This is a genomic window from Thermosynechococcus sp. QKsg1 (assembly GCF_031586415.1).
Taxonomy (GTDB): domain Bacteria; phylum Cyanobacteriota; class Cyanobacteriia; order Thermosynechococcales; family Thermosynechococcaceae; genus Thermosynechococcus.
This window is the reverse complement of the sequence record NZ_CP134200.1, coordinates 2,248,709-2,262,395: the sequence shown is the minus strand read 5'-3', so window position 1 is coordinate 2,262,395 and position 13,687 is coordinate 2,248,709. Positions and strand designations below refer to the sequence as shown.

At 53.5% G+C, this 13,687-nt stretch carries 12 protein-coding genes and 2 tRNA genes; 6 read left to right on the top strand and 8 right to left on the bottom strand.

Features of this window, described 5'->3' with window-relative positions:
• Nucleotides 1-24 precede the first annotated feature (24 nt).
• From hemG to fba, 3 genes are all read left to right on the top strand, one after another.
• Entirely contained in the window at nucleotides 25-1,428 is a 1,404-nt protein-coding gene (gene hemG / locus RHP47_RS11095; RefSeq protein ID WP_310840496.1) for a protoporphyrinogen oxidase, read from the top strand.
• Between the two features lie 2 nt (nucleotides 1,429-1,430).
• On the top strand, nucleotides 1,431-1,676 hold the full coding sequence (locus RHP47_RS11090) for a type II toxin-antitoxin system HicB family antitoxin (RefSeq protein WP_149820869.1): 246 nt from the start codon (nucleotides 1,431-1,433) through the stop codon (nucleotides 1,674-1,676).
• A gap of 160 nt (nucleotides 1,677-1,836) precedes the next feature.
• On the top strand, nucleotides 1,837-2,916 hold the full coding sequence (gene fba, locus RHP47_RS11085) for a class II fructose-bisphosphate aldolase (protein ID WP_149820867.1): 1,080 nt from the start codon (nucleotides 1,837-1,839) through the stop codon (nucleotides 2,914-2,916).
• A gap of 113 nt (nucleotides 2,917-3,029) precedes the next feature.
• On the opposite strand, the gene RHP47_RS11080 is transcribed toward fba, so the two are convergent.
• A tRNA-Arg gene (locus tag RHP47_RS11080) sits at nucleotides 3,030-3,103 on the bottom strand.
• Between the two features lie 113 nt (nucleotides 3,104-3,216).
• On the opposite strand from RHP47_RS11080, the gene RHP47_RS11075 reads away from it, so the two are divergent.
• Complete coding sequence (locus tag RHP47_RS11075) at nucleotides 3,217-4,884, top strand: hypothetical protein (RefSeq protein WP_286625737.1); 1,668 nt, start codon at nucleotides 3,217-3,219, stop codon at nucleotides 4,882-4,884.
• 24 nt (nucleotides 4,885-4,908) lie between these two features.
• Nucleotides 4,909-4,990: transfer RNA gene (locus RHP47_RS11070), tRNA-Leu, on the top strand.
• 5 nt (nucleotides 4,991-4,995) lie between these two features.
• Here the strand turns inward: RHP47_RS11070 and RHP47_RS11065 are convergent.
• Nucleotides 4,996-6,435 carry a TldD/PmbA family protein gene (locus RHP47_RS11065; protein WP_310840495.1) on the bottom strand — a complete coding sequence of 480 codons (1,440 nt, stop codon included), beginning with the start codon at nucleotides 6,433-6,435 and terminating at the stop codon, nucleotides 4,996-4,998.
• 45 nt (nucleotides 6,436-6,480) lie between these two features.
• On the opposite strand from RHP47_RS11065, the gene RHP47_RS11060 reads away from it, so the two are divergent.
• Entirely contained in the window at nucleotides 6,481-7,116 is a 636-nt protein-coding gene (locus tag RHP47_RS11060; protein ID WP_149820863.1) for a TMEM165/GDT1 family protein, read from the top strand.
• A gap of 29 nt (nucleotides 7,117-7,145) precedes the next feature.
• On the opposite strand, the gene RHP47_RS11055 is transcribed toward RHP47_RS11060, so the two are convergent.
• From RHP47_RS11055 to RHP47_RS11030, 6 genes are all read right to left on the bottom strand, one after another.
• Complete coding sequence (locus RHP47_RS11055; RefSeq protein WP_310840494.1) at nucleotides 7,146-8,843, bottom strand: hypothetical protein; 1,698 nt, start codon at nucleotides 8,841-8,843, stop codon at nucleotides 7,146-7,148.
• 10 nt (nucleotides 8,844-8,853) lie between these two features.
• Nucleotides 8,854-9,474 (bottom strand): hypothetical protein, encoded by a 621-nt coding sequence (locus RHP47_RS11050; protein WP_286668726.1) that lies wholly within the window; start codon nucleotides 9,472-9,474, stop codon nucleotides 8,854-8,856.
• Between the two features lie 19 nt (nucleotides 9,475-9,493).
• Nucleotides 9,494-10,543 (bottom strand): SpoIID/LytB domain-containing protein, encoded by a 1,050-nt coding sequence (locus RHP47_RS11045; RefSeq protein WP_310840492.1) that lies wholly within the window; start codon nucleotides 10,541-10,543, stop codon nucleotides 9,494-9,496.
• Nucleotides 10,544-10,617: 74 nt separating this feature from the next.
• The gene (locus RHP47_RS11040) at nucleotides 10,618-11,607 is read right to left on the bottom strand and encodes a glycosyltransferase family 4 protein (protein WP_286669102.1); all 990 of its coding nucleotides are present in this window, start codon (nucleotides 11,605-11,607) and stop codon (nucleotides 10,618-10,620) included.
• 91 nt (nucleotides 11,608-11,698) lie between these two features.
• Entirely contained in the window at nucleotides 11,699-12,646 is a 948-nt protein-coding gene (locus RHP47_RS11035) for a F0F1 ATP synthase subunit gamma (protein ID WP_149820854.1), read from the bottom strand.
• 62 nt (nucleotides 12,647-12,708) lie between these two features.
• Nucleotides 12,709-13,674, bottom strand: coding sequence for a hypothetical protein (locus RHP47_RS11030; RefSeq protein WP_149820852.1), 966 nt, complete (start codon nucleotides 13,672-13,674; stop codon nucleotides 12,709-12,711).
• Nucleotides 13,675-13,687: the final 13 nt, after the last annotated feature.

The window sequence follows — 13,687 nt, the reverse complement described above, 5'->3', positions numbered from 1 at the left end:
ACACGTTGGAGGGTAGCAAAACGGGTGAGTGAAGTAGATGTCGCAATTGTGGGTGGTGGCCTCAGTGGCCTAAGTCTGGCTTGGCGGTTGCAGCAAAGCGCCCCCCAGTACAGTGTGGTTCTCCTAGAGGCCAGCGATCGCCTTGGGGGGAATATTACGACACAAGCAGCGGAGGGCTTTGTTTGGGAACTGGGCCCCAATAGCTTTGCACCGACCCCTGCCCTGTTACAACTCATTGCTGAGCTGGGCTTGCAGTCGGAACTGATTCGGGGCGATCGCCACCTACCGCGCTACATCTACTGGCGGGGACACCTCTACCCCCTAGAACCCACCCGTCCCCTTGCCTTAGCCACCTCAAATCTCCTCAGTCCTTGGGGAAAAGTGCGGGCAGCCCTTGGTGCCCTTGGGTTTGTGCCCCCCTATCTGGGCAGTGGCGATGAATCAGTTCATTCATTTTTCCGTCGCCATTTGGGGCAAGAGGTGGCTGAACGGCTGGTGGCGCCCTTTGTCTCTGGGGTTTATGCGGGTGATCCACAACAACTGAGTGCCGCTGCTGCTTTTCGTCGTATTGCCCAACTGGAAAAACTCGGGGGTGGCCTCATTGCCGGTGCCCTGCGCCTACGGCGTCAACAAGCCCCTAAACCGAAGCCGCCTACGGGTGTGCAGATGCGACCGGGGGAACTTAGCTCCTTTAAGGAAGGCTTGGCTGTGCTACCTCGGGCGATCGCCCAACAATTGAAGGCACCGATTCACCTGCAAACCCCGGTTCAGGAAATTACCCCAGAATCCAAGGGTGGCTACCTGCTGCGCAGTGGTGAGCAAACGTGGCACGCCCGCAGTGTGGTCTTGGCAACGCCCGCCTATCAAACTGCAGAGTTGGTAGCACCTTTTCAACCAGCGATCGCCCGTGTTTTGGCTACCATCCCCTATCCCACCGTGGCCTGTGTGGTCTTGGCCTACCCCGTTGGACTCGGGCGCAGTGTCCGCCCCGGCTTTGGGGTACTCATTCCTCGCGGTCAGGGCATCCGCACCCTTGGCACCATTTGGTCGTCCTGTCTCTTTCCCCAACGCACTCCCGCCGGTTGGCAAGTCTTTACGAGTTTTATTGGCGGTGCCACGGATCCTGATTTGGCTAGCCTCAGCGAAGAAGCCATTGTCCAGCAGGTGCAGCAGGATTTGAGCCGACTCCTTGATTTACCTGCAGCCAAGGCACGCTTACTCGGTATGAAGGTTTGGCGACGGGCGATTCCCCAATATATTGTCGGCTACCCTGAGCAGTGGCAGCAGGTGACCCATGCCCTCAGTCAAACCCCCGGCCTTTTCCTGTGTAGTAACTATGCTGAGGGTGTCGCCTTGGGCGATCGTGTTGAACATGGCAATCGAACCGCTGCTGCTGTTGCTGCCTACCTTTCAGGAGGCCAGCCCTAGGGATGTCGCTGTCGGACTATATGAATGCGGCTCTTGAGCGGGCTATCTATCACTTCAATGCAGAGGATGGACTGATTTACGGTGAAATTCCAGACCTTGAGGGGGTCAAGGCCCATGGCAAGACAGTGCTTGAATGCCGCGAGCATCTCTCCGAACTCTTAGAGGATTGGATCTACTTCCATGTCTCGCGGGGCATTCCCGTACCCGTGATTAACGGCATTGAAGTTCCCGTACGGGAGATTTTTTGAATCTCACCCTCTTTGGGTACCCCTTATCTATAGAACAAGGACTGTATTCTCAATAGGCCAGCGATCGCTCCCCTGTAACATAAACGAGCAAACATAGCCTAAGATTATCGGTAAGGTTAACGAAGCGATACATCCGCTCTACTAAGGAGGACATAACCCTATGGCACTCGTACCCATGCGCTTGCTGCTCGATCACGCAGCCGAAAATGGTTACGGCATTCCCGCCTTCAACGTCAACAACATGGAGCAAATCCAAGCCATCATGCAGGCGGCCCATGAAACCGACAGTCCCGTGATTTTGCAAGCATCGCGGGGTGCCCGTAAATATGCTGGGGAAAACTTCCTGCGTCACCTGATTTTGGCTGCGGTGGAAACCTACCCCCACATCCCCATTGTCATGCACCAAGACCATGGTAACGAGCCTGCCACCTGCTACTCCGCCATTCGCAACGGCTTTACCAGTGTGATGATGGATGGCTCCCTTGAAGCCGATGCCAAAACCCCCGCCAGCTATGAGTACAACGTGGCCGTCACCAGCGAAGTGGTAAAAGTCGCGCACTCCATTGGTGTTTCCGTGGAAGGGGAACTCGGCTGCCTTGGTTCCTTGGAAACCGGTAAAGGGGAAGCCGAAGATGGTCATGGGTTTGAAGGTGCCCTCGATCACTCAATGCTGCTCACTGACCCCGATCAAGCTGTGGACTTCGTGGAGCGTACCCAAGTGGATGCCCTTGCAGTGGCCATTGGTACCAGCCACGGTGCCTATAAATTTAGCCGCAAACCCACGGGTGAAATCCTCGCCATCAGCCGCGTGGAAGAAATCCACCGTCGTTTGCCCAACACCCACTTGGTGATGCACGGTTCTAGCTCCGTACCCCAAGACTTGATTGACATCATCAACCAGTACGGTGGCACGATTCCTGAAACCTACGGCGTGCCTGTGGAAGAAATCCAAAAAGGCATCAAGAGCGGTGTCCGCAAAGTGAACATTGACACCGACAACCGCCTAGCCATTACCGCTGCGGTGCGCGAAGCTCTCGCCTTGGCACCCAAGGAATTTGACCCCCGTCACTTCCTGAAGCCATCCATTAAATACATGCAAAAAGTCTGTGCCGATCGCTATCAGCAATTTGGCACCGCCGGCAACGCCAGCAAAATCAAGCAACTCAGCCTTGATGACTATGCTGCCAAATATGCCAAAGGCGAACTGAAACAAGTGACTCAGAAAACCGTGGTGGTCTAGGCACTCTGCGATCGCTGAGCAACGATAAGCAACGTGATAGAGGGTGGCTACGGTCACCCTTTTTGATTTGAATAAAAAATAATAGCTCTATAGTTTTATTCAGCTTTACTCAACGGGCTTGGAGGGACTCGAACCCCCGACCTGCTGATCCGTAGTCAGCCGCTCTAATCCACTAAGCTACAAGCCCAAGTCAGGAACACTATCCTAGCATGAATTCCCAGAGAGATCAAAGGGGCGAAAGGAAATTTGCGCGCGGGTGTGTCATAGTCGGGAGCGGAGACCCTTGACTCAAACGGATAGATGCTGAAGAAACTCCACCGCTGGTTCTTGACCACTCCCCATCTGCCGCGATCGCTGGTGGCTTTTGGTCTGAGTCTGGCTGCCCTTGCCCTCTTGGATAGCAGTGCTAATCTTGTCCTCGCTCATCTAAAAGCAACTGCCCCAAGGTTCTTTGCTGGCTTGGTTGCTGGTACCTTTGACACTGGCTTTGCCCCAGAGGTGTGGCTCTCGGTGATTGGCCTCACCCTCGGCACGTTAATCATTGTGATTTCCATTGCGGCGCAAAATATCCCCAAAATTACTGAACTGTACATGCAGGACTGGACGAGCCTGATCTATGTCTGGTGTCTGGTTTTGGGGGGTGCCCATATCTTCTACATCAAGATTTTGCAGGACTTGGGCAGGCATCCTGTGGGTAGCATCCTGTTGAATTTATACGGCCTCTTGCCCTTGGCAATTTTGACGGCACTACCCTACATCTTCTACATCCTCAAGTCCATCCAGCCAGAAAGTGTGGCTCAGCAAATTTACCGCCGCCAGTATCACTACATGAGTCGACTGGGCATTGTTCTCAAGGATGGGGTGTCCTATCAACCGCAGTTTTTGCGCCGTAGTCAGGCTCACCTGATCGCGGGATTGAACCAATTGGATGATTTGCTGGCCTATGTGGCGTTTCGCGGGGCGCAGGCTGAAATTATTGGTGTAGTCAGTGAACTACTGCAGCACTACATCAGTTGCAAACCCAGCTACCCGGCCTATTTCTTTCGCCTCAGCGGTGCGGTGATGGGGGATATTGCCTTCAAGACCATGTTTGATCAATTTGGTCAAATTGAAGAGAACCATACCTTCTACGAGCAAAAGTGTTTTCGGCTCCTTGGGAATGCCTATGTGCGCTTTTTGGAGGAGGAGCAGTTTCCTCTCGCGTCGCTGTGTGGCTCTGAGATGTGCGCGATCGCCCACCGCATTCTCAGTAGGGGGGATGACATTTTACTGGACCTAATCATTATTCGCTTTAATACAATGATGCGCTTTGCCATTAAACACGGCAGTCGTCACAACGAGGCACGCAATCTCTATAACTTGGCTTTTCACTATCGGCGGTTTATTGAGAGTCTGGTGCATTACCAGCGACCCCACCTCACCCAAAAGTGTGTGAATTATCTACGTGCCTACGGGAATGAAGTCTATGAGTTAGCACAGAATAGTCCTGCACTGTATTTCATTGTTGATGTCTTTGCCGCTGAGCTAAAGAAGGTCTTAATCTTGGTGAACGAGCAGCAGTGGGAGGAGCGACTGCAACTGGAACTCTTGGAGGAAATGCTGCGCCTAGATAATCCGCCGGAACTGCGGCAACCCCAAAATGGCGATCGCCCCTATGGCAAAAGTACAGGGGTTCGCCTACTACAAATGGGACTCGCCCTCTTTTACTTGGCACGGCAGCAACCTCAGTTTGCGCAGCGGATTGTTGAGGATATGGTGGAGGATGCAGCGGTTCTCGGCTTGGCGGGGTTTAAGCGTCTCTTTCAGCAAAATTGCGATCGCCTGCGCCAGGCTCAGCCCAAGTTTTGGGAGGACACCGATCGCGGCAATGCCAATTTGTACTACTCAGAACACACCGAGCAACTGCCTGCCCTACAGACCCTTGTGGATCGCGCTTGTCACGCTCTGGAGATAACTCAGTCGTCCTAAAGCATGGTATAGTAATAAGTCTGAGGGCGAGTGGCGAAATGGTAGACGCACTACACTCAAAATGTAGCGGGGGTTCCCCATGTCAGTTCGAGTCTGACCTCGCCCATTGACTTAGCCGCCACCAAAGACTTGGATATTGGCAAAGGCACACACCGGTGAAGCGTGACCGACACGAATGGCTTGGTTGGGTTCTCCCTTGCCACAAAACGGTGTACCAAAGATGCCAAAGGTGGAGACATCTCCCACCGCAATGAGGCTGTGCCAAAATTCAGGCGTGGTGCCGCGATAGTTGGGATTGCGCAGGGTTTGGGTCAGGCGGCCATTTTCAATGCGCTTGGCATATTCGCAGCCAAACTGAAATTTGAGGCGATAGTCGTCGATTGACCAAGAGCGATTGGACTCCATGTACACCCCTGACTCGATGTTGCCGATAATCTGATCAAACGATTGTGTGCCCGGCTCGATATTCAGATTGGCCATCCGGTCAATGGGGGGACGATTCCAAGAACAGGCACGGGCATTGGCAACTCCGGCAACCCCGGCTCGCTGCTGACTTTCAAGGCTGCCCAGACCGCGCAGGAGGCGTCCTTCCTTGATGAGATAGATGCGTTCAGCCGCCACCCCCAAATCATCAAAGGCATAGCTGGCCAGTTCACCGGCAACGGTCGGATCAAACGTGACGTTCAAGAGGGGGGAGCCGTACTGCCGCTGCCCAAAGTCCTCAAGGCGAATAAAGCTGCTGCCGGCATAGTTGCGCTCATCCCCCAAAATGCGGTCTAGCTCTAGGGGATGACCAATGCTCTCGTGGATTTGCAGCATCATTTGATCGGGGGCGAGTACCAGTGTTGTCGTTGTTTCTGGGCACTCTTGGGCACTGAGGAGTTCAACGGCCTGCTCGCCAATGTGATGGGCGCGATCGCTCAATTGATCAGTCGTCAGCCATTCCAGACCCCCTTGATAACAGCGGGCTAACCAACCGTGATCTGTCCGTTGCTGCACCACCCCTGCCCCCTGAGCCGTGGCGCTCATATCGGTGAGCACTTGATAAAATTGCTGTTCAATTTGACTGCCATCACTGGTGAACCACTGGCTAGTGGTCTCGACGGTCTGCACAAAAGCACGGGTTTGGACAATATCGTCACTAACCTTGAGCCAATGGCAAAGGTCTTGGAGTAAGTGATTCAATTCAGCGGCTGAAAGTTGGTCAAAAGGTTGCCGCTGGGGCGATCGGTAGTGTCCTTTGCCCTTGCCCCGTGCCGCTGGCGTAAAGTTAAAGACTCGCCAATGGGCAGCGGTTTTCGCCTGTTGATAGGCCTGCTGAATCGCCCGATGGATAGCACTGGGTTGCAAATCTGGGGTTGCTGTATAGGCAAATTGACCATCGACGAGCACCTCAACCATGACGCCCCGCTGGCGCGATCGCTGGTTCATTTCAGGATTTCCATCCCGAGCACTGCGAGTCGTGACAATCTCCTCAACGTAACGCAGCCCTAGCCAATCGAGGGGTAAATCAATCTGATTCAAGATGGCAGTGAGATTCGGTGCAGTCATGACAGCGTGCTAATTTAAGGCATGGTAAAGTTTGAATCCTTTCCTATGCTAACGGCTTTTACTGCGGGGCTGTCCCTCATCGCGATTTCTGAGCTGGGAGACAAGACCTTCTTTATTGCCATGGTTTTGGCAACCCGTCACAGCAAGCGGTGGGTCTTCCTAGGGTCATGGGCGGCTTTAATTGTGATGACACTGCTTTCAGTGGCCGTGGGCAAGGTCTTTCAACTTTTACCGCGAGAGTTCACCTTCTATGCGGCGATTTTGCTCTTCACCGTTTTTGGTCTCAAGATGCTGATTCAAGGCTGGCGGATGGGGGATAGCCCCTGTGAGGAGGAGTGTGAAGCGGCAGTGGAAACCGTTGAAAAGGCGGAAGCCAATCTCAGCCGTTGGGGCAGTAACCCTGCTTGGGCGACTTTTGTGGAGGCTTTTAGTCTCACCTTCATTGCTGAATGGGGCGATCGCACCCAAATTGCCACCATTACCCTTGCTGCCACCAGTCATGCCCTAGGGGTTGCCCTCGGCGCGCTTCTTGGTCACGGCATCTGTGTGGCGATCGCGGTTCTAGGCGGCGGCCTGATGGCTGGACGCATCTCCGAACGGACATTGACCTTGGGCGGTGGTGCCCTATTTTTAATCTTCGCGATTGTTACCGCCTTGCAAGGGATGCCAAGGGCTTCTTGAGCCGCTTCTGAATCTAGAACTCCAATTGGTTATAGAAGGCGGCCAGAGGTGGCAAACTCCTGCACTGCAGCGCGAATAAAGTCTTCAAGGGAGCGCACCCCGGCTTGATCCTCGAACACCTTCGGCAGATTGTTTTGGATTTTTTCGCGGATAAATCGGCGATACTCAGCGCTTTGACCCAGTTCAATGGCTTTTTGAATATAGGCAGAAACATCTGGCGCAATTAATTCCGGTAGCTCTAGGAGTGTGAGAATACCAGCGGTATGCCGCCCCCGCATAAAGCGTCCTGGTGTGGTCACCATAGGGACTTGGGCATAGTAGAGGGCTTCAAGGGTAGAATTTCCCCCTGACCATTCAAGGCTGTCTAGGAAAACATCGAGACAATGCAACATGGAGGTAAAACCATAGAAGTTTAAGGGGCGTGAGAAAAAGCAGTACGCCCTATAGTCAAGGTTTTTGGCAGCAAAAGCTCGTTCTAGACGTCCTTCAAACCGCTGGCGGCTGTTTTTGGTCATAAGATTGGTAATAAAAACAAATTGACAATTCCCGACCGCTGCGGCAATTTCGGGGTAGATGTGGTCAAACTGTGGCAGGTACTTAAAGACACTTTGCAGGCAACCGTAGATAACGGCATCGCTTTTGAGGCCGAATTCCTCCCGCGTAATGGGCGATCGCGGATCGGGTGGCGGGGGACTAAAGGCAATCCCCAGATTTTTTAGCCTGATCAGCTTTTCTGTGTAATGCGTTTCGCCATCAGGGGGTTCCATCAACTCACTACTGAGGAAATAATCAATTGTGGGTAAGCCAGAGGTGTCGGGATGCCCCCAAGACATACATTGAATCGGCGCTAATTTCAGAGCGGCAATCTTGATCAGTTCCAGATCCATGCCCAGTTCGGGGAAAATCACTAGATGTAATTGATCGGCACGAATCTGCTCAAACCATTCTTGAGGCGATTTAGTGCCCATGACAAAGCGATGGCAATAGCTCTCTGCGGCCCCTGTCCAGCGATCGCGATAATCTCGCACGTAGTAGCCATAAAGCTGAAATTGTGTTTTATCAAGATGTTTAAGCCAGCCGTGGAGCAGCAACTTCCAAACCGTATGCGCACGAAAGTGCCCTGAAACAAACCCAATCCGTAGGGGTTCATTGACCTTCACTGGTGGCATTGGGGGGTGTTCTTTGGCGGCTGGAATCACACTGGTCATGATTTCGTAGATCATCTGCCCGTACTGTTGTTGGACATCGCGGGTTTCTTTCCCTTGATAGGGCAGTAAAAATGTGTTCACATTCCCCAGCCACTTCGAGAGATATTGTTTCTTATCTAAAGAGAAGCTCTGAAACGTTTGATAGAACTCGGCAACGGATTCTCTGATTTTTTGACGGCATTCCTGTAGCTCTTCTACATCTTTATAAACGTAAATCAAGTACCTCGTACACTTGAGAAAGTCAATGCCAATTTGCCAGTCAGGTCTCAGTTCAATCGCTTTTTTGTAGGCTGCTAGTGCCTGTTGTAAATCACTATCAACACCACTGATCATGCCCAACAGGTACCAACATCTTGCTAGGCGAGGATCAAGTGCCAAGGCATGCTTCAGGCCTGAGACCACAGCTCGATAGCTGTTATCATTCCATTTATTAATGGCTAGTTTTTCCCACCCCTTGGCAAAGGCAAGGTGGCCTTTTTGTTGAGTCGTTCTTGCAATGAACTCTTCGATACACCCCATAACCTGAAACTTAGCAATCCCGACGGTATAAGCGCAGATATTTGAGGATAATCTCCCGCGCTGTGGGGCGGAAATCTCGCTTTAGTTGACGATTTTCATCCACGCGATTCACCGCTTGCCAGACTTGACACCAACTGACATCAAAGAGGGTTTGTGCTTCCACAAGGCCGCGTACCATCGCGATCGCATAGCTTTCGGGGTCACGTTCCTGTGCCATATTGAGAAAAGGTATCCCCCGCTGTGGTTGAAAGTAGTTGTCCATTGCTGTGAGATACCCTAGAGCCATTAACTCATCGGCGGTAAGGCTTTCCAGCGGGATATTTTCAGGGGTCGTACCCTGTCTTAGGGCAAGATAGGCGCGGTAGGCTTGACCATTGGCTTTGCCGTTGAAATCCCAGCCGAGGGCATTGATCAGGGCAGCTTTGTGATCTGTGGGAACCTGCGGCGAGGAGAGCCACTCCGACATTTTCAGATCAAGGCGGCCATTGCGCTTGGCTCGCATCACCATGGGGACATCGGTATAGGCTTCGTAGAAGGGGGTGGAGGTCAAGGGCGAATCTGCTCGCCCACTGTACTGAAGGCAGACCACCGTTGTCAGGGCAAGGGCAGTCGCTAAAAGAGGAGATTTCATGGACTTGGCCTCCAAAGAGTTATTGGGTTTGCAGTTGCGATAGACCCGCCCCCGGATAGTAGGTGCCTAAAATTTGCAGGTGGTTATAGCCGCGCTTGCCCAGTTCATAGGCGCCCGTCTGACTCATTCCACGCCCGCCAAAGACATCGCGCACAATGTCGTCGGTTGCTGCATACATCGAAACCATCACTCGTCCACTTTTGGTGAGGACAATGCCCCGCGTGGCTTGGACTGCCGCTTGAGTGGTGTTCCACTCGGTTTCAATCCCACGATACACCTGCCAACGCTCGTCGTTCCCCAGATCAAAAAAGCGGCTAGCGGGTTGAAACATTTGGGCAAGGGCATAGGAACGGGCGGCGATCGCCTGGGCTTTGAGGGTTTCCATTGGCCAGTCGGGATAGACCTCTGAACCCACGACACTGACGAGGTATTGTTCCAAGTCCACTTGATTGACGGCTGTAACCGTGTTTCCTTGGGCAATAAGGCGGACAACACCGCGATACCATTTACCGCCAACAAATGTGAGTTGATTGCTGGGGCGAATCCAGAGGGAGGGGGCAAGGGGTTGGCCATTCCAGAGCAAAAAGCCATCGCGGGCTGTGACCACGACCCCTTGGGAAGGGGTAAGCTGCGTCATCACTTGCTGTTGATCATTGGTGACAGCGGTAGCTACGGCGGTGCCAACGGTCAGTTGACTTTGATCGCGGGCGATCGCCACCCGCACTTGAGGGGCAGGGCCTTGGCTCGGAGGCACGGGTTGCAGAGCAGGAGGGGGCACTGTGGGCAAGATTGCCTTGGCGTGGGTAGAGGCAGCCGCTGGTGGTTGGGGGGCTTGATTGGGGACAGTTGCTAATAGGGGATCGCGGCCATCCAAAATCGGCCGGGGCAGAGGTCGTTCAAGTTGAACTGGGTCAGGTAAAGGCATTGGTTCTGAGAGAGCCATCGGTGTTGGGGACAGGCTCCGCAAAAACCAGAACCCTAGACCCGCACTAGCGATCGCAGCCATCGTAAAGGAAATGAGCAAGGGTGAGTGTCCTCGCTTTGTCCCTTGGAACAGAACCCAGCCCATCCAAGTGTCATCTCCACTAGCACCTTGCCTATTGTATAGGGGAGCACGGAATTTGCCATGCAACATTTGCTGGTTTAGGGCAGAGAGGAAACTGCTACCCGTTGTAGCCATTGCTCCACCCTATCCCCATAAACAGCTAAGCTATACTCCTGTTCCGCCTGCTGCCGACAGGCCGCCCGATCAATTTGATCAATCTTGCCAATGGCAGCAATTAAGGCCTCGACAGAATCCGGGGTAATGAGAAACCCGGTTTGACCATCACGGACAATTTCCCTCGGCCCACCGCGATCGTAGGCAATGACGGGAACGCCACAGGCAAGGCTTTCGATGACCACATTGCCAAAGGCTTCAACCCAGCGGGAGGTGAGTAGGAGAGCACGACACCGCCGCAAGCGTGCCTGCATTTCCCGAGTGGAGAAAAATCCCAAATATTCAATGGGGGCATTGGGGTAGTTGGCTTGAATGCGCTGCCAATAGTCTATATCTTGCAGTTGCCCCATGATTTTCAAAGGGGTGCGGGTGACATTGACGGCGGCGACAGCATCTTCGAGTCCCTTTTCGGGAGCAATGCGTCCCAGCCAGCACAGGGAATCCTCTGGCTCTGCACAAAAGTCATAGAGGGAAAGATCCAGACCACTGCCCAAACACACACAGCGATCGCCAAAGGGGAAGGTGGCCGCTTGGGTACGGGTATAGACACTAATGGTTCCCGGATAGTCATCAATGACACGGGCGATCGCCTGATCCATCACGTCTGAAACCGAGGCCATGCTCACCAAATGCCCCACCGGCCGACTCAAAAAAGGAGTGAGGTAAAAGGGCAACCAATCGTAGGAAAAATTGACAATGACATCAAATTGGTACTGGAGCTGTCGCACCCGTGCCCACATATTGGCTAACACACTATTGGCCGGCAGGGTAATGGGTTGATCGCGGCTTTGATGCTGCGCTGGCACTTGAAGGGCACCCGCTACTGGTTCAATGGTTGTCGCCACTGGCAAGTGGGAACCCTCGGGGGCCAGGATGTGAATGGTATGCTGGCGATCGCCCAAGGCCTGAGCCATATTGAGGATCGTCAATTCAACACCGCCCCCTTTTCCTGTGCCTAGAGGGCCAACCGAAGTGGAAACAAAAAGCAGCTTCAGAGGTCAACTCCTAGCGCAGAGCCTCAGCACCCGCCACCACTTCGAGAATCTCTTGGGTAATGGCAGCTTGACGCGCTTTGTTGTAGGAGAGGGTGAGGGTCCCAATCAGCGCTTGAGCATTATCGCTCGCGTTATTCATTGCCGTCATCCGCGCTGCCAATTCCGAGGCGGCGGCCTCTTGCAGTGCCCGTAGCAACTGGTTATTCAAGTACAGGGGCAGCAGGGCATCGAGAATTTGCACGGGATCCTGCTCAAAAATCATATCGGAGGGCAAAGCGGGCAAGGTTGAGGTGACTTTCTCGCGGTTAACTTCCAGATGCGAACCCCGCGTCGTCAGCCGAAAAATCTCATCATCGGGCGCCTCTAGCCCTTGGGGATCGAGGGGGAGCAGGGTTTGGACAACGGGCTTTGAACTAATGAGGGAGACAAACTTGGTGTAGATGAGTTCCACCCGATCCACCGTTTCCGAAAGAAAGAGGGAAAGCAGTTCACTGGCAATTTGACCCGCTTCACTGGCGGAGGGGATTTGCTCTAGGCCAGAGTACACGGCATCAATGGGATAATTACGGCGCTGGAAGTATTGGGCTGCCTTGCGACCGACAATGACAAGAATATACTTGACGCCCTCGGCTTCCAGTTCTTGGGTACGCTCCTTGGCACGGCGAATGACGTTGGTATTGTAACCGCCGCACAGACCGCGATCGCCCGTCACCACCAGCAGCGCCACCGTCTTCACAGGACGCTTGGCCAATAGCGGTAAATTGGCATCCTCAAAGCGCAGTCGGGTTTGCAAGCCATAGAGCACCTGGGCTAAGCGATCGGCAAAGGGACGGCTCGCCATGACCTGCTCTTGGGCACGGCGAACTTTTGCTGCCGCCACGAGGCGCATAGCTTCAGTGATCTTGCGGGTATCTTTGATTGTTTTGATGCGATCGCGAATAGCTTTGAGATTGGGCACGGTAATCTAGACTCCTAAGCAAAGCGTCCCTGCCCTAAGATTTTAGCCCAGAGGGGGATCGCCTAAGCAGTCTTTTCACTTGACCCACCCCTACCAACCAGCGTTGTGATCACAGGAACTGCCAAAGCGGCGACAGGGGGAATGATGCGGCCAATGGGCTGCGGCAGATTTAAGCTGACGCTCAAAGCAGAAACCACCGTTGCCGCAATGCCACTGATCCAAAGCACGGTGTCACGCCGCCGTTGTTGTCGCTTTAGTTGGCGATTTTCTTGGGCAGCAAGGGTGAGTTCAGTGGGGACAACGGTTGCGGATTGGTTGCGCAGCACCTCTAAATCGTGCTGCAGACCGAGCAGTTCATTTTGCGCTTGGGCAAGTTCCTCTTGCAGGCGATCGCGCTCCCTTTCCACTTGGGTGAGTTGCCGCGTTATCTCCGCCAGTTGTTGGGCAAGGCCGGCGTCTGGGGGATTACCGAGAAGGGCGGTATCCTCCAAAGGAGCGGGTGGTGAAGCAGCCAATACCGCCTGAAGTTGTTGTTCGAGAGCTGTTTTTTCTGTTTGCAGTGAGGCAAGTTGATCTTGAAGTTCTTGAATTTGTGAGACTTGGGATTGCAGGGTTGCCACTTGACTTTGCAGTTCCTGAATCTGGGAGGCTTGCAGTTGCAGTGTCACCAGTTGCTGCTGAAGTTCATCTTGCTGAATGAGAGCCTGGGCCAGTTCCTGTTCAAGATTTTGCCGCAGGCCGCTCAAGGTGGCATTTTCTTCCTGGAGGCGAGCAAGGTCTTGGCTCAGTTGATCTCGCTGCTGTTGAACGTTGTGCAGTTCTGCGGTGAGCTGGCTAATTTGCTCCTGTAGGGCTTGGTTTTGGGCGATCGCCCGCTGTTCTGCGGTAAGGGTGAGTGACTCCAATTCAGCCGTCAGGGAGTTGAGATCAATATCCTGTGCGGGAGGCTCGTCCAACTCACCCAAATCAGTAATGATGTTTTCTAGGAGATCGTCGGGTTGGTTGCTAGGGGGTTCTGGACTGGCCATGATCCTGATACCT